This window comes from Bordetella parapertussis, assembly GCF_020735925.1.
Lineage (GTDB): Bacteria > Pseudomonadota > Gammaproteobacteria > Burkholderiales > Burkholderiaceae_B > Bordetella > Bordetella pertussis.
Window position 1 is genome coordinate 268,386 of the sequence record NZ_CP085971.1, and the last position, 14,893, is coordinate 283,278.

The window sequence follows — 14,893 nt, forward strand, 5'->3', positions numbered from 1 at the left end:
ACTTATAGTGAATCTGCGGCTGATCGAGATATTCCGGGCGGTGATGCAAAGCCACACCACGGTCGGCGCGGCCCGCGCCCTGCAGATTTCGCAGCCGGCGGTCAGCAGCGCGATACGCCAGCTGGAATCGCAAGTGGGGTTCACGCTGTTCGATCGCGTGGGCAATCGCCTGAGCGCGACCGAAGAGGCCAAGATCCTGTTCCGCGACTCGGAGTCGATCTTCCTGTTGTCCAAGGCTCTCAACCACACGGTCGAGGAACTCAAGAACGAGCGGCTGGGCCAGTTGCGCATCGTCGCCACGCCGCAGCTGGGGCATTCGGTGCTGCCGGCGGCCATCAATGACCTGCTCAAGCAGCGGCCCAAGGTGAAGGTGTTCTTCGACGTGCGCCGTTCGTACAACGTGGTCGAGATCATCGAGTCGCGCGCGGCCGACATCGGCTTTGCCATCGCGCTGGAGCCCGAGCTGGAGCAGAAGCTGCACATGCTGCCGGTGGCGCGCGTCCAGATGGTGTGCCTGGCGCCGGCCGACCATCCGCTGGCCCGGCGCAAGTCCGTCACGCCGCAGGACATCTCGCCGTATCCGTTGATCGGGCTGGAGCTGGGCTCGCGGCTCAGTCCGCTGGTGCTCAATGCCTTCAAGCAGGCCGGCACGCCTTACCGCACCGCGGTGGAGGTGCGCTATTCCGAGACGGCCTGCCTGCTGGCGCAGGCCGGCGTCGGCGTGACCGTGGTCGACCTGTTCTCGGCCATGGCCCAGGCCAGGCACGGCGGCGGGTTGAAGATCATCCCGTTCAAGCCGGCCATCGAGGTCGAGGCGTTCGCCGTCTCGGCCAAGAACCGCGTGCCGTCGCGTCTGGCGCTGCTGCTGGTCGAGGAAACGCAGAAATCCATCCGGCGCTTCCAGCCGGCCTGATCATTGCCTCGCGCCGCCGCGAGGGGGGATCGTGGCGCGCATCGGCGACAATGAAGGCCGGCGCGCCATCCGGCGCCGCCCTGTCGCCGAGAGCCCGCCCCATGAGATTGTTGCCGGCCATGGGCGCGCTTGCGCTGCTGCTGCATGCGCCCGCCGCGCCCGCCCAGGACTTCGACCGCCACGGCCACGCGCTGGTGCGCGACGCGCAGGGCTGGGTCTACATCGACCGCGCGCACCGCCCGGTGCTGCGGCCTTTCATCTACGACAATGGCCCCGACTACTACGAGGAGGGGCTGGCGCGCTTCGTCGAGCACGGCAGGATGGGGTTCCACGATGAGGCGCTCAACATCGTCATCCCGGCCGAATACGATTTCGTGTTTCCGTTCCAGGGCGGCAAGGCCAGGGCGGGCATGGACTGCCGCGTGCAGCGCCACGGCGAGCACGGCTCGGTGAGCTGCCGGCGCTGGACGACGCTGACCAGGCCCTAGCGCGACTCCATCCAGTCGATGACCAGCCGCATGGTCCGCAGCACATGCTCGATCATCGCTTCGCGCGCGGCGGCGCCGTCGCGCCGCGTCAGCGCGGCAATGATGGCTTCGTGCTGCTGGATGTTCTCTTCCATCAGCCGCGGCGGCATTTTCGAGGCAAAGCCCAGCACGTCCGAGACGCTGCTGCTTTGCAGTTCGCTGACCATGTCCAGCAGCCGCTCGTTGTGGCTCAGTTCGGTGATGAGGTGGTGGAAGTCGAAGTTGTGCTGCAGCCACTCCGACCCGCGCTCGTTGCGCACCCGCGAGCGTAGCGTGCTGGCGTAGTGCTTCTGGTGCTGGGCGAGCAGCTTGAGATGCTTGTCCTCGATCCAGTCGACCGCCAGCCGCGCGGCCAGCCCCTCCAGCTCGGCCCGCACTTCGAAGGCCTCGCGGATGGCGCGCACCGAGGGAATGGCGACCATGGCCCGCCCGGTGTCGGTCAGCGAGATGGCGCGCCGCGCTTCCAGGAAGCGCAGGGCTTCGCGGATCGGGGTGCGGCTGGTTCCGAACTCGCTGGCCAGCTCGTACTGGCTCAAGCTGTTCCCGGGCAGATAGCGGCCGGACTGGATGCGCCGCAGGATCTCTTCCGAGATTTCCGTCGACGATCGGGTCTGGCTCTTGGGGGCGGATCTTGCGCTCATCGGTCTCGTTGTCTATGCGGGACAGCCGGGCCGGCATGCCTGCCGGTCGCGTCCGCGCGGGTTCAAGGCGGGGCGGCGCGCGGCAAAGCGCGCCGGCACAGGCACTGATTGTAGTGAGGATGCTCCCCGGTCCGGAAATGGATGCGCCGGCGTCCGGCTGCCGCCTTGCGGGTAATCCCGGATGCCGGTCCGCGGCCGCGTAATTTAGGATCCGTTTTTATATAAATGGGATCCCATTTTAGACATACGGAATTCTTACACGGAGAACCACATGAGCGATATCGACCCCATCACTTCAGCCAGGATCCTCAACCCGGGCGGGCGCGGCGGCCCGCTGACCGAGGCCCACCAGCCCATGCGGGCCATGCACCGCGACGATATCGAATGGGAGAACCTGCGCTACGAGGGGCAGTTCTCGAAGATGATGTTCCACCCGGTGCAGGACGACCGCACCATTCCGAACGCCGGCATCGTCCGCTACGAGAAGGGCTCGGGCCACCCCCTGCACAACCATTACTTCGCCCAGATCTGGTACGTGCTGAGCGGCAAGTTCGAGATCGAAGGCAAGGTCTATGGCGAGGGATCGATGATGTTCCATCCCGACCCGCACTACGAGTACGCGCTGAACACCCTGGAGGACGGGGAGATCCTGTACGTCCAGTACATGGGGCCGACCACGCGCCAGCCCGCGATCTACGAAGGCCGCTTCAACATGGAGACGCGCCGTCCGCTGGAGGATGAATCGACGGCAGCCTGAGTGCGCGCGGCGGATCGCCGGGCGCATACGCGGCCGCCAGCCGGCGGCCGCTCACGGGGCGGCCGGCGCGGCGCCACGCAATGAATCGGGAGAACGGTAATGGAAAGGCTGATCCAGGTCCTGGACCTGTTCAGCGACAGGATGGGCCGGCTGGCCAGCATGGTGATGCTGCCCGTCCTGCTCGTCACTTTCGCGGTGGTCGTCCTGCGCTATGTATTCGGGATCGGCCTGATCTGGCTGCAGGACAGCTATGTGTGGCTGACCAGTGTTTTCTTCATCTGCATGGCCGGCAATACGTTCCTGCATGACCGCCACGTGCGCGTCGAGCTGTTCTATTCGCGCATGACCGCCAGGAAGCGGGCGCTGGTCAACGCGCTGGGCGTGCTGTTGCTGCTGTGGCCGACGCTGTTCGTGACCGTGCAGCAGAGCTGGCGGCCGATCGCCCGGTCGTGGCGCTTCCTGGAAGCCTTGCCCAACGCCGGCGGGCTGTCGTTCGCCTATGTGCACAAGAGCCTGGTGTACGTCTTCTGCCTGGTGCTGTTCCTGCAGGGGTTGTCGCTGCTGCTGAAGTCGGCGCGCACGCTGGCCGGCGCGCGCGGCGTTGCGCCGGAGGCCTCGCCATGAGCCTGAGCGACGTGCTTTGCCTGCTGATGTTCGCCACCGTGATGGGCACCATGATGTTCGGCTTCCCGGTGGCGTTCACGCTGTCGGGCGTGGGAGTGGCGTTCGCCCTGCTGGGTTCGGCGCTGGACGTGTTCGAGTGGCGCACCATGGGCGGGGTGATGGGGCGGCTGTACGGCATCATGAGCAACGAGATGCTGGTGGCCATCCCGCTGTTCGTCTTCATGGGCATCATGCTGGAGAAGTCCAAGGCGGCCGAGCGCCTGCTGGTGACCACGTCCAGCCTGTTCGGCTCGCTCAGCGGCGGCCTGGCTTTCACGGTGGTGATGGTCGGCACCCTGCTGTCGGCGGCCACCGGCATGGTCGCCGCGACGGTGGCCACGCTGGCCTTGATCAGCGTGCCGGCGATGCGGCGCGCCGGCTACCAGCCGTCGTACATGGCCGGTTCGATCTGCGCGTCGGGCACGCTGTCGCAGCTCATCCCGCCGTCCACCGTGCTGATCCTGATCGGCGACATGCTGCGCGGCGTCACGCCGCCGGACCGCCCCGGCGGGCCGGTGACCGTCAGCGACCTGTTCGCCGGCGTGGTGCTGCCCAGCGTGCTGCTGGTGGTGCTGTTCCTGGGCTATGTGCTGTACCGGGCGCTGTTGCGGCCGGATACCTGTCCGCCGCTGCCCCGCAGCGCCGGACAGCGCGTCGGCCTGCGGCAACTGCTGGTGGACGCGGTGGCCCCGCTGGCCCTCATCATCGCCGTGCTGGGCTCGATCCTGGCCGGCATCGCCACGCCGACCGAGTCGGCGGCGGTGGGGGCGATGGGCGCCGTGCTGATCGCGCTGCTGTACAAGGCGCTGTCCTGGCCGGTGCTCAAGCAGGTCTGCATGGCGACCGGGCACCTGGTGGCGATGGTGTTCACGATCATGATCGGCGCGGCGATCTTCTCGCTGGTGTTCAAGGGGCTGGGCGGCGAGCACCTGGCGCGCGAACTGCTGTCCAGCGTGCCGGGCGACCTCTATGGCGCCTTGCTGCTGGTGCTGCTGATCGCCTTCGTGCTGGGCTTCTTCCTGGATTCGTTCGAGATCATTTTCGTCGTCATTCCGATCTTCGGCCCGCCGCTGCTGTCGCTGGGCGTGGACCCGCTGCTGTTCGGCGTGCTGCTGGCCGTCACGCTGCAGACCAGCTATCTCACGCCGCCGTTCGGGTTCGCGATTTTCTACCTGCAGGGCGTCTACAAGGATATCGGCGCCGAGACCGCGTACCGCGGCGTGTTGCCCTACATCGCCCTGCAGGTGGGCGCGGTGGCGGCCTTGCTGAGCTTTCCCGCCCTGGCGACCTGGTTGCCCACCGTTCTTTACTGAGCGCGCGTGCGCGCCTTCCCATAACGCACAAGGAGACAACATGAACCCGAATTCGGACAACAAGCGCCGCACCCTGCTGCGGGCCGCGACCGTGGGCGGACTGGGCGCCGTGCTGGCCGGCGCCGCGCCGCCGGCGCTGGCCAAGCCGCGCGTGCGCTGGCGCATGGGCATGGCCTGGACCCGCTCGGCGCCCGGCTACACGACGCCGGTCGTCGCGCTGGCCGATTTCCTCGACAAGGCGACCGGCGGGGCGTTCCAGATCGAGGTGTTCGGCGCCGGCGACCTCGTGCCGGCCATGCAGACCTTCGACGCGGTGCTCGACGGCACCCTCGACTGCGGCCACGGCTATGCCAGCTACTGGTCGGGCAAGTCGATCGCCATGAACCTGGTGATGAGCATGCCGTTCGGCACCACGGCCCAGGAGAAGAATGCCTGGCTGCAGTACGGCGGCGGACAGGCGCTGGCGGACAAGGTGTACGAGCGGCTGGGCGCCAAGTTCTTCCCGCTGGGCAATTGCGGCGTGCAGCCCATGGGGTGGTTCCGCAAGGAGATCAACTCGATCGACGACTTCAAGGGGCTGAAGTTCCGCGTCAGCGGCCTGCCCGGCGAAGTGCTGCGCGAGTGCGGCGTGGCGGTGGTCGGCATGCCGCTGGGCGAAGTGCTGCAGGCCATGCAGTCGGGGGCGGTGGACGCCTGCGAGCTGACCGGGCCGTACATCGACACCACGCTGGGCATCCAGCGCATCGCCAAGAACTATTATTTTCCGGGCTGGCACGAGCCGGAAGGGCAGTTCGACCTGTTCATCAACCTGGACGCCTGGAACAAGCTGAGCCCCGAGTACAAGGAGCTGGTGCGGGTGGGCGCCTACTATGCCAACGGCGTGATGCTCAACGAACTGGTCGCCAAGAACGGCAAGGCCTTCGAGGACCTGCGCACCGAGCACGGGGTGACGGCGCGCCTGCTGCCCGACGACGTGCTCAAGCGCATGCACGAGATCACCAACGACCTGCTGGCCGGCGCCTACGAGCGCGACCCGCTGGCGCGCGAGCTGCGCGACAGCCTGCGCGCCTTCCTGGGCGCGGCCGCGCCCTATTCGGAGTACTCGGAACTGCTGTTCATGCAGGCCCGGGCGAACCTGTCGGGGCGGCCGCGCCTGGGAGGCTGAGCGGCCGGGCCTAGAATGGCGGGCTGACAGACAGGGATTCGAGGGCTTATGGCAGACCGCGTGACCAAGGCTTTCCAGCTTGCGACGCTGAAGATCCGGCTCAACAGCGCGGACCTCGAACGCCTCGACCTGCACCAGCGCATCCAGCGCGCCCTGCGCGCGCTGATCCTCGACGGCGCGCTCGGGCCGGGCGTGCGCTTGCCGGCGACCCGCGCGCTGGCGGGTTCGCTCGGCGTGGCGCGCGACACGGTCGAGAATGCCTATGTGCAACTGCACCGCGACGGCTTCATCGTGCGTCGCCAGGGCTCGGGCAGCTATGTCTCGGAGACGGTGGGCGCGCGCCTGCTGGGCGCGGCGCGCCGGCGTAGCATGGCGGCGGGCGAGCCGCGCGCCGAGCCGGCTCCCGAGGCGGGCCTGAGCCGGCGCGGCCGGCAGATCCACGACAGCGGCGGGGTGCCCGACCAGCGGCAGGTCCGGGCGTTCGCCACCGGCCTGCCCGAAACCCGCACCTTTCCCGTCGACGTCTGGGAGCGGCTGCAGCGCCAGGCCCTGAAAGACCATCGCGCCGGCGTGCTCCTGCATGGCGATCCGCAAGGCGCGCAGCCGTTGCGCCGCGCGATTGCCGCCTACCTGAACCTGGAGCGCGGCGCCCAGGTGGACGCCGAGCAGATACTGGTGCTCAGCAGCACGCGGCAGGCGCTGTTCCTGTGCGCCCAGTTGCTGCTGGACGCCGGCAAGCCGATCCTGATGGAGAACCCCGGCTACTTCGGCGCGCGCAAGGCGTTCGAGGCGGCCGAGGCCCGGATCGTGCCCATCGACGTCGACGCGCACGGCCTGCGCACCGACTTGCTCAAGGCCGACCGCAGCGGCGCGAACTGCGTCTACGTGACGCCCTCGCACCAATATCCCACCGGCGCGACCCTGTCGCTGGAGCGGCGGCTCGACCTGACGGCGTGGGCGGCCGCGCAAGGGCGGTGGATCATCGAGGACGACTACGACAGCGAGTTCCACTACGACGGCCTGCGTGCAGGGCCTGGACCGCCACCAGCGCACGATCTACCTGGGCACGTTCGCCAAGACGCTGTACCCGGGCCTGCGCCTGGGCTACATGGCGCTGCCGCGCCAGCTGGTGCCGGCCTTCACGCGGGCGCGCGCCATCATGGACGGGCATACGCCGCAGATCACGCAGCTGACCCTGGCCCGCTTCATGGACGACGGGCACTATAACTCGCATGTGCGCGCCATGCGCAAGCTGTATGCGGGGCGTCGCGACGCGCTGCTGGACTCGCTTGGCCAGTCGCTGCGGGGCATCGCCACCGCGGTGCGCCCGCCCGGCGGCCTGCAGGTGCCGTGCCTGCTCGAGCGCGGCTGGTCGGAGGCCAGGACCATCGCCCAGGCGGCCGCCGCCGGCATGCGCCTGGCCGGCCTGAGCGGGCTGTACGCGGGCGAGGACGGCCGGCAGGGATGGATTCTCGGCTACGCCTGCCTGGCCGCGCACGAGATCGAGGCGGCCGTGCTGCGGCCGCGGCGCGCCCTGAAGGCCTGAACGCGCCGCTGCCGTCAGTACGGCAGCGGAAAGCGCCGGCTCAGCTCGGCCGCCCGCGCGGGCACGGCGTCGCGGCCGCCGGCCTGGCCGCCATCGCGCAGGCCGCCCAGCACGGCCAGGACCAGGTCGCCGATCTGCCGGAACTCGGCCGGCCCCATGCCGCGGCTGGTGCAGGCCGCGCTGCCTACCCGGATGCCGGAGGTGACGGCGGGGCTGGCGGCGTCGCCCGGGACGGCGTTCTTGTTCACGGTGATGCCGGCTTCTTCCAGCGCCCGTTCGGCGGCGTTGCCGGCTAGCCCCCACGGCCGCAGGTCGACCACGCCGAGGTGGCAGTCGGTGCCTCCCGAGACGATGGACAGGCCGCCTTCGGCCAGGCGCGCGCACAGCGCACGGGCGTTGTCGATCACGGCGCGCGCGTAGGCGCGGAAGCCGGGCTGCAGCGCCTCGCCCAGGGCCACGGCCTTGGCGGCGATGACATGCATCAGCGGGCCGCCCTGCAGGCCGGGGAACACCGCGGCGTCGATGCGCCGGGCGATGTCGGCGTCGTCGGTGAGAATCATGCCGCCGCGCGGTCCGCGCAGGGTCTTGTGGGTGGTGGTCGTGGTCACGTGGGCGAACGGCACCGGCGAGGGGAACGCGCCGCCGGCCACCAGGCCGGCATAGTGGGCCATGTCGGCCACGAACAGGGCGCCGGTCGCGTCGGCGATGGCGCGAAAGCGCGCGAAATCCGGCACGCGCGCATAGGCCGAGCCGCCGGCGATGATGAGCCGCGGCCGCTCGCGCCGGGCCGTGCGCTCGACCTCGTCCATGTCGATGCGGTGCGACACGGGGTCGACGCCGTAGCTCAGCGCCTCGAACCACTTGCCCGACAGGTTGACGCGCGCGCCATGGGTGAGGTGCCCGCCCGCCTTGAGGTCCAGGCCGAGGATGCGGTCGCCGGGCGCGAGCAGGGCGAGGTATACGGCCTGGTTGGCCTGGCTGCCGGAGTGCGGCTGCACGTTCGCGTATTCGCAGCCGAACAGGCGCCGGGCGCGCTCGATGGCGGCCCGCTCGGCAACGTCGACGTGGCGGCAGCCGCCATAGTAGCGGCGGCCCGGATAGCCCTCGGCGTACTTGTTCGTCATGACCGAGCCCTGCGCGTCGAGCACGGCCTGGCTGACGAAGTTCTCGGAGGCGATCAGTTCGATCGAGTGCATTTGCCGCTGGCGCTCGGCGTCGACGGCGCGCCAGATTTCGGGGTCGGCATGCCGCAGGGGCAGCGCGCGCGCGCCGGCGGGCGCGGCGGCGGCGGGAAGCAGGTCGTTCATCGGGTGTCCTGGGACGTAGGGGAAAGCAGGGCAGGCCGGGCCGCGGCGGGCTCGGGCTGGCGGAAATGGATCAGTCCATGCGCGGCCAGCCCGGCCACCAGCCCCCAGAAGGCGCCGCCCACGCCCAGCAGCGTGACATTGGCCGCCGTGGCCAGGAAGGTGATGAGCGCGGTCTCGCGGGTGCGCGCGTCGGCCATGGCGCTGGCCAGGCTGCCGCCTATGGTGCCCAGCAGGGCCAGCCCCGCCAGGGTGGTGATGAAGGTCTTGGGCAGCACCATGAACAGCGTGGCCAGCGTGACGCCGAACAGGCCCACCAGGATGTAGAACACGCCGCAAGCCAGGCCGGCGATATAGCGCTTGCGCGGATCCTCGTGCGCGTCGCGGCCGGTGCAGATGGCCGCGGTGATCGCGGCGACGTTGAAGGTATGGGCGCCGAACGGCGCCATGACCAGCGAGCCCAGCCCGGTCGCCACCAGGATGGGGTTGGCGCTGGTCTTGAAGCCGTCGTTGCGCAGCACCAGCATGCCGGGCATGTACTGGCCGGTCAGGGTGATGACGAAAAGCGGCAGGGCCACGCCCAGCATCGCGTGCAGCGAGAAGCGCGGCATCTCGAACACCGGCGCGGCCAGGCTGAGGTGCAGCGCGGCGAAGTCCACCCGCTGCTGGGCCGCCAGCAGGCCCAGGCCGATGACCAGGATGCCCACCACGGCAAAGCGCGAGGTGTAGCGCTTGAGCAGCGCGTACGAGACCAGCAGCGCGATGACCAGCAGCGGGTCGGCCGAGGCGCCGCCGAAGGCATTGATGCCGAACTGCAGCAGGATGCCGGCCAGCAGGCCGGCCGCGATGCCGGCGGGGATCATGCGCACCAGCTTCTCGAATGCGCCGGACAGGCCCAGCACGACAAAGCCCAGCGCCGCCGCCAGGTAGGCGCCGATGACCTCGCCGTACGGCGTGAAAGGCATGACGGTGGCCAGGAAGGCCACCCCCGGGGTGGACCAGGCCGTGATGATGGGCTCGCGGTAGCGCCAGCTGAGCGCGATGCCGGTCACGCCCACGCCGATGGACACCGCCCAGACCCACGAGGTGGTCTGGGCCGCCGACAGCCCGGCTAGTTCGGCGGCCTGGAAGACCAGGACGAAGGTGCCGCCGTAGTTCACCAGCACCGAAATCAGCGCGGCGACGATGGGGGCAAGGAAATCGGCGGGCCGAAGGACTGCCGTGGGCGTGTGCATCGATGACTCCTGCTATCAGCCATGCCGGGCCGGACGGCCGCGGCAGGTGTCCGATTCTAGGAGCGAGATGGCAGGTTGATTCATGCCACATTGTTGGATCGTGGCAGACCACTTTGCGGCCCGCCGGGGCGCGGCGCGGGGCCGGGGTGGTGGCGCGGGCGCGCCTGCGCTAGTATGGCCTGACGCCGCGCCGTGCGATGCGCCGCGCGGATCCGCCTTCCCCACGCAAGGAGTCCGCATGGCCACACTGACGATCAATGGCAAATCCCAGGATGTCGACGCACCCGACGACATGCCGCTGTTGTGGGTCATCCGCGACCGGCTCGGCATGACCGGCACCAAGTTCGGCTGCGGCATGGCGCTGTGCGGCGCCTGTACGGTGCACCTGGACGGCCAGCCGGTGCGCTCCTGTATCACGCCGGTCGCCGCGGCGGCCGGCAAGCGCATCGTCACCATCGAGGCGGTGGGCGAGGACGAGGTCGGCCGCGCCGTGCAGCAGGCCTGGACCGAGATCGGTGTGCCGCAATGCGGCTATTGCCAGTCGGGCCAGATCATGTCGGCCACCGCGCTCATCAAGAGCAATCCCAAACCCAGCGACGAGGATATCGATGCGGCGATGAGCGGCAATATCTGCCGCTGCGGCACCTATCCGCGCATCCGCGCCGCCATCAAGCAGGTGGCCGTCAAGGGGGTGGCCAAATGAACGCGTTCGATCGTTTTGCGCCGTCGCATGCCGCCCTGGCGGACGAACCTTGCGGCCTGGCGCCCGCTTCGCCGGCGCGGCGCGAGTGGCTCAGGACTGCCGCTGCCCTGACCGGCCTGGTGCTGGTGGTGGGGGCCGGCGGGGTGGTGCGCGCCGCCGGCGAGGCGGCCAAGGAAGCAAAGAAGTATGGCGGCGACGGCATGCCGCACGGCACGGTGGACGATCCCCTGGTGTTCGTGTCCATTGCCGCCGACGGCCTGGTGACCATCGTGGCGCACCGCGCCGAGATGGGAACCGGCGTGCGCACCAGCCTGCCCATGGTGGTGGCCGACGAGCTGGAGGCCGACTGGAACCGCGTGCGCGTGATCCAGGCGCCCGGCGACGAGCCTCGCTACGGCAACCAGGATACCGACGGCTCGCGCAGCACCCGGCACTTCTTCCTGCCCATGCGGCGGGTCGGCGCGGCGGCGCGCGCCATGCTGGAGGCCGCCGCCGCGCGCCAGTGGGGCGTGCCGGTGGCCGAGGTGGCCGCGCGCCAGCACGAGGTCGTGCACGAGAAGTCCGGCCGCAAGCTGGGCTACGGCGAGCTGGCGACGGCCGCCGCGGCGCTGCCGGTGCCGGCCGAGGCCGCCCTGCGCCTGCAGCAGCCGGCGCAGTTCCGCTACATCGGCAAGCCGGGCGCGCGCAGCGTGGACATCGAGGACATCGTCACCGGCAAGACCCACTTCGGCATCGACACGCGCCTGGACGGCATGCTGTACGCGTCGGTGGCGCGTCCGGCGGTGCTGGGCGGCAAGGTCAAGGCCTACAAGGCCGAGGCGGCGCTCAAGGTGCCCGGCGTGGTCAAGGTGGTGGAGCTGCCCGCCGGGCCCACGCCGCCGGTGTTCGCGCCGCTGGGCGGGGTGGCGGTGATCGCCTCGGATACCTGGGCCGCGCTCAAGGGCCGCCAGGCGCTGGAGATCGAATGGGACGACGGCCCGCACGCGTCCTATGACTCCGAGGCGTTTCGCAAGACCCTGAGCGAGGGCGCCGGCAAGCCGGCCAAGCCGGTGCGCAATGACGGCGACGCGATGCAGGCGCTGGCGGGCGCGGCCCGCCGCATCGAGGCCGAGTATTACCTGCCGCACCTGGCGCACGCCACCATGGAGCCGCCGGCGGCGACCGCGCGCCTGGCCGACGGCAAGTGCGAAGTCTGGGCCTGCGTGCAATCGCCCTACGGCACGCGCGAGAACGTGGCGCGCCACCTGGGCCTGGACATCGGCGCGGTCACGGTGCACCAGACGCTGCTGGGCGGCGGCTTCGGGCGCAAGTCGAAGTCGGACTTCGTGGTCGAGGCGGCCCTGCTGTCCAAGGCCATGGACGGCAAGCCGGTCAAGGTGACCTGGTCGCGCGAGGACGACCTGGCCAATGACTACTTCCATACCGTGTCGGTCGAGCGGTTGGAGGCCGGCGTGGACGCGCAGGGCAAGGCGGTGGCCTGGCTGCACCGCACGGCGGCGCCGACCATCGGCTCGACCTTTGCGGCCGGCGCCGAGGGCCAGCAGCCGTTCGAGCTGGGCATGTCGGCGATCAACATCCCGTTCGACATTCCCAATTTCCGCGTCGAGTCGGTGCCGGTGCCGGCGCATACGCGCATCGGCTGGTTCCGCTCGGTGTCGAACATCCCGCACGCCTTCGCGGTGCAGAGCTTCGTGGCGGAAATGGCGCATGCGCTGGGCCGCGATCCGCGCGACTACCTGCTGGAGCTGATCGGGCCGCCGCGGCGCATCGCGCCGGCGGCGATGTCCGATGGCTGGAACTACGGCGAATCGCCCGAGCTGTACCCGCTCGACACGGGCCGCATGCGCCATGTCATCGAGGTGGCCACCGGCGCAGCGGGCTGGGGGCGCAAGCTGGCGGCGGGCAGGGGGCTGGGCGTGGCGGTGAGCTACAGCTTCGTGACCTACATCGCCACCGTGGTCGAGGTGGAAGTGGGCCAGGACGGCGCGATCGCGGTGCCGCGCGTGCACGTGGCGGTCGATTGCGGGCCGCAGGTGCATCCGGACCGCGTGCGCGCCCAGGTGGAAGGCGCCTGCATCATGGGCCTGAGCCTGGCCACGCGCAGCGAGATCTCGTTTGCCCAGGGGCGCGCCACCCAGACCAACTTCCACCAGTACGAGGTGGCGCGCATGCCCGAGGCGCCGCGCGAGATCGTGGTGCACCTGGTCGAGCATGGTTTCGACGTGCCGCTGGGCGGCGTGGGCGAACCCGCGGTGCCGCCTTTCGCGCCGGCGCTGTGCAACGCGATCTTCGCCGCCACCGGCAAGCGCATCCGCGCGCTGCCGATACGCGACCAGCTCAAGGCCTGAGCGGGAAGGCGGCGCCGGCCGGCGCCGCCTTCCTGGCGTGGCGCGGGCGTTTTGGCTACGATGCTGCGATGCCCAGCCCGTCCCGTTCTCCCGCCACGGCCTACAAGAAGGCGCCTTCGCTCAAGGGCCTGCCGTCGATCCGGCAATTGCGCGCCTTTGTCGCCGTCTACTACACCGGCACCCTGTCGGCCGCCGCCGAAGCCTTGTCGCTGACCCAGCCCGCGGTGACCATCCTGCTCAAGGAGCTGGAGGAAAAACTGGGCGTGCGCCTGTTCGACCGCACCACGCGCGCGCTGCGGCGCACCACCGCCGCGCTCGAAGCCATCGCCTACGCCGAGCGCGTGCTGGGCGAGCTGGACGCGCTGAGCGCCAGCATGACGGACCTGGCCGACGTGCGGCGCGGCCGCCTGCGGGTGGCGGCCACTTCCACGGTGGCGCAGACGCTGCTGCCCAAGGTGGTGCGCCGCTTCCTGGACCTGCACCCCGGGGTGAAGCTGAGCGTGGACGATTGCGCGCCCGCCATGTTCGCCGAGCATGTCCTGAGCGAGCAGGTGGACCTGGGCGTGGGCACGCTGGAGAGCGCCGTGCCGGGGCTGGAGCAGCATCAGTTCCTGGGCGATCACCTGTGCGCGGTGGCCACCGACGCGGCGTTCGGGCACGGCCGGCCGATGACCTGGAAGCAGCTGTCGGGCCTGCCGGTCATCGTGGTGCAGGCCGGCTACGGCGTGCGCCGCAGCATCGAGCGCGCCGCCCAGCAGGCCGGCGTAGAGCTGCAGGTGGCCTTCGAGGTATCGCTGCTGACCACGGCGCTGGCCATGGCGGCCAGCGGCCTGGGCGTGGCGGTGGTGCCGCAGTCCATCCTGGCCCATACCCACTACACCAACCTGGTGGCGCGCCGCCTGGTGCGCCCGGTGGTGCTGCGCAGCACCTCGGTGGTGTTCAAGGAAGCGCGCGCCCTGTCGCCCTCGGCGCAGGCGTTCGCCGAATTGCTCAGGCGCGAGTTTTCCTCGCCGGCCTAGGCGCCCAGCGCCGCGCTCAGGCGCGCGGCCGCTTCGCGCAGCACCGGGATGTGGGCATCCTTGTAGCGATGCACCGGCATGGTCAGCGTCAATGCGCCGGCCAGCATGCCTTGCGCGTCGAAAACCGGCGCGGAAATCCCCGCCAGTTCGGGCGAGCGGTCGCTCACCGGCGAGGCCATGTACCCGCGCAGGCGCAGCGCCTCGTAGAACTCGCCCGGCGTATCGCTGAAAGCCATCAGGACATGGCCGCCGGTGCCGCGATCGAGCGGCAGCAGGTCGCCCGCGTGGCTCTGGTCCGATAGGGGCTGCGGCGAGCTGACGCGGTACAGCACCAGCCGGTGGGCGCCCTGGCGCACATGGAACGAGGCGCTTTCCCGGGTTTGCCCGACCAGCTCCTGCAGGGCCGGCAGCACCACATCCTGCAGGTTGAACGAGGCGGCGTAGACGCGGTTCAGGCGCGCGGCCGCCGGCCCCAATGCGTAGCGACCGTCGGGGCGCCGCAACACGAATCCGAAATGCATCAGCGAAGCCAGCAGCCGCAGCACGGTGCTGGGCACCAGGCTGGCGCGCTCGCTCAGCTCGCTGAGCGACAGCGTCTGGTCGGTGACGCGAAACGCGGTCAGCAGCGTCAGCGCGCGGTCGACCGCGGTGACGCCGCCTTCGGCGCTTTGCGCGTGGTCTGCCGGACGGACGGGATATCGGGGCATGGGCGGGCGACGCCGGTCTTGACACGGCAAGAACACGGCATTTATTCTATTA

Annotated in this window: 13 protein-coding genes and 1 pseudogene; 10 read left to right on the plus strand and 4 right to left on the minus strand. The window is 70.0% G+C overall.

Annotated elements, in window-relative coordinates; genetic code table 11:
* Window positions 1-7: 7 nt before the first annotated feature.
* Complete coding sequence (locus LK409_RS01310) at window positions 8-913, plus strand: LysR family transcriptional regulator (RefSeq protein ID WP_003808105.1); 906 nt, start codon at window positions 8-10, stop codon at window positions 911-913.
* 101 nt (window positions 914-1,014) lie between these two features.
* A complete protein-coding gene (locus LK409_RS01315; RefSeq protein ID WP_003808106.1) occupies window positions 1,015-1,401 on the plus strand; it encodes a WG repeat-containing protein in 387 nt (128 codons plus the stop codon).
* Here the strand turns inward: LK409_RS01315 and LK409_RS01320 are convergent.
* Complete coding sequence (locus LK409_RS01320; protein ID WP_010927635.1) at window positions 1,398-2,081, minus strand: GntR family transcriptional regulator; 684 nt, start codon at window positions 2,079-2,081, stop codon at window positions 1,398-1,400. The genes LK409_RS01315 and LK409_RS01320 overlap by 4 nt on opposite strands.
* Window positions 2,082-2,352: 271 nt before the next feature.
* Here LK409_RS01320 and LK409_RS01325 point away from each other — a divergent pair, with 271 nt between their 5' ends.
* The 5 genes and pseudogenes from LK409_RS01325 to pdxR all read left to right on the plus strand — a co-directional run bounded on the left by LK409_RS01325 (window position 2,353) and on the right by pdxR (window position 7,525).
* A complete protein-coding gene (locus LK409_RS01325) occupies window positions 2,353-2,838 on the plus strand; it encodes a cupin domain-containing protein (protein ID WP_003808108.1) in 486 nt (161 codons plus the stop codon).
* Between the two features lie 99 nt (window positions 2,839-2,937).
* Window positions 2,938-3,462 (plus strand): TRAP transporter small permease subunit, encoded by a 525-nt coding sequence (locus tag LK409_RS01330; protein ID WP_010927636.1) that lies wholly within the window; start codon window positions 2,938-2,940, stop codon window positions 3,460-3,462.
* Entirely contained in the window at window positions 3,459-4,814 is a 1,356-nt protein-coding gene (locus LK409_RS01335; RefSeq protein WP_010927637.1) for a TRAP transporter large permease, read from the plus strand. The genes LK409_RS01330 and LK409_RS01335 overlap by 4 nt, the downstream gene beginning before the upstream one ends.
* Before the next feature lie 40 nt (window positions 4,815-4,854).
* Window positions 4,855-5,979, plus strand: coding sequence for a TRAP transporter substrate-binding protein (locus tag LK409_RS01340; RefSeq protein ID WP_003808111.1), 1,125 nt, complete (start codon window positions 4,855-4,857; stop codon window positions 5,977-5,979).
* 60 nt (window positions 5,980-6,039) lie between these two features.
* Window positions 6,040-7,525 (plus strand): annotated as a pseudogene (gene pdxR, locus LK409_RS01345) (MocR-like pyridoxine biosynthesis transcription factor PdxR).
* A 14-nt stretch (window positions 7,526-7,539) separates the two neighbouring features.
* Here the strand turns inward: pdxR and LK409_RS01350 are convergent.
* Both LK409_RS01350 and LK409_RS01355 read right to left on the minus strand, forming a co-directional pair.
* Window positions 7,540-8,832 carry a serine hydroxymethyltransferase gene (locus tag LK409_RS01350; RefSeq protein ID WP_010927638.1) on the minus strand — a complete coding sequence of 431 codons (1,293 nt, stop codon included), beginning with the start codon at window positions 8,830-8,832 and terminating at the stop codon, window positions 7,540-7,542.
* Window positions 8,829-10,064 (minus strand): benzoate/H(+) symporter BenE family transporter, encoded by a 1,236-nt coding sequence (locus tag LK409_RS01355; protein ID WP_003808115.1) that lies wholly within the window; start codon window positions 10,062-10,064, stop codon window positions 8,829-8,831. The genes LK409_RS01350 and LK409_RS01355 overlap by 4 nt, the downstream gene beginning before the upstream one ends.
* Window positions 10,065-10,302: 238 nt before the next feature.
* Here LK409_RS01355 and LK409_RS01360 point away from each other — a divergent pair, with 238 nt between their 5' ends.
* The 3 genes from LK409_RS01360 to LK409_RS01370 all read left to right on the plus strand — a co-directional run bounded on the left by LK409_RS01360 (window position 10,303) and on the right by LK409_RS01370 (window position 14,134).
* Entirely contained in the window at window positions 10,303-10,767 is a 465-nt protein-coding gene (locus tag LK409_RS01360; protein ID WP_003808116.1) for a (2Fe-2S)-binding protein, read from the plus strand.
* On the plus strand, window positions 10,764-13,115 hold the full coding sequence (locus LK409_RS01365) for a xanthine dehydrogenase family protein molybdopterin-binding subunit (protein ID WP_010927639.1): 2,352 nt from the start codon (window positions 10,764-10,766) through the stop codon (window positions 13,113-13,115). Before LK409_RS01360 ends, LK409_RS01365 begins: the two co-directional genes overlap by 4 nt.
* Window positions 13,116-13,183: 68 nt before the next feature.
* Window positions 13,184-14,134 carry a LysR family transcriptional regulator gene (locus tag LK409_RS01370; RefSeq protein ID WP_010925920.1) on the plus strand — a complete coding sequence of 317 codons (951 nt, stop codon included), beginning with the start codon at window positions 13,184-13,186 and terminating at the stop codon, window positions 14,132-14,134.
* Here LK409_RS01370 and LK409_RS01375 read toward each other — a convergent pair.
* A complete protein-coding gene (locus LK409_RS01375) occupies window positions 14,131-14,841 on the minus strand; it encodes an IclR family transcriptional regulator (RefSeq protein ID WP_003808119.1) in 711 nt (236 codons plus the stop codon). The two genes, LK409_RS01370 and LK409_RS01375, sit on opposite strands and share 4 nt — an antisense overlap.
* Between the last annotated feature and the right edge of the window lie 52 nt (window positions 14,842-14,893).

Excerpts from the sequence above, each read along its gene's own strand:
- LK409_RS01315 (WP_003808106.1), top strand. The coding sequence starts at position 1,015 with ATGAGATTGTTGCCGGCCATGGGCGCGCTTGCGCTGCTGCTGCATGCG.
- LK409_RS01320 (WP_010927635.1), bottom strand. The coding sequence starts at position 2,081 with ATGAGCGCAAGATCCGCCCCCAAGAGCCAGACCCGATCGTCGACGGAA.
- LK409_RS01325 (WP_003808108.1), top strand. The coding sequence starts at position 2,353 with ATGAGCGATATCGACCCCATCACTTCAGCCAGGATCCTCAACCCGGGC.
- LK409_RS01330 (WP_010927636.1), top strand. The coding sequence starts at position 2,938 with ATGGAAAGGCTGATCCAGGTCCTGGACCTGTTCAGCGACAGGATGGGC.
- LK409_RS01335 (WP_010927637.1), top strand. The coding sequence starts at position 3,459 with ATGAGCCTGAGCGACGTGCTTTGCCTGCTGATGTTCGCCACCGTGATG.
- LK409_RS01340 (WP_003808111.1), top strand. The coding sequence starts at position 4,855 with ATGAACCCGAATTCGGACAACAAGCGCCGCACCCTGCTGCGGGCCGCG.
- LK409_RS01350 (WP_010927638.1), bottom strand. The coding sequence starts at position 8,832 with ATGAACGACCTGCTTCCCGCCGCCGCCGCGCCCGCCGGCGCGCGCGCG.
- LK409_RS01355 (WP_003808115.1), bottom strand. The coding sequence starts at position 10,064 with ATGCACACGCCCACGGCAGTCCTTCGGCCCGCCGATTTCCTTGCCCCC.
- LK409_RS01360 (WP_003808116.1), top strand. The coding sequence starts at position 10,303 with ATGGCCACACTGACGATCAATGGCAAATCCCAGGATGTCGACGCACCC.
- LK409_RS01365 (WP_010927639.1), top strand. The coding sequence starts at position 10,764 with ATGAACGCGTTCGATCGTTTTGCGCCGTCGCATGCCGCCCTGGCGGAC.
- LK409_RS01370 (WP_010925920.1), top strand. The coding sequence starts at position 13,184 with ATGCCCAGCCCGTCCCGTTCTCCCGCCACGGCCTACAAGAAGGCGCCT.
- LK409_RS01375 (WP_003808119.1), bottom strand. The coding sequence starts at position 14,841 with ATGCCCCGATATCCCGTCCGTCCGGCAGACCACGCGCAAAGCGCCGAA.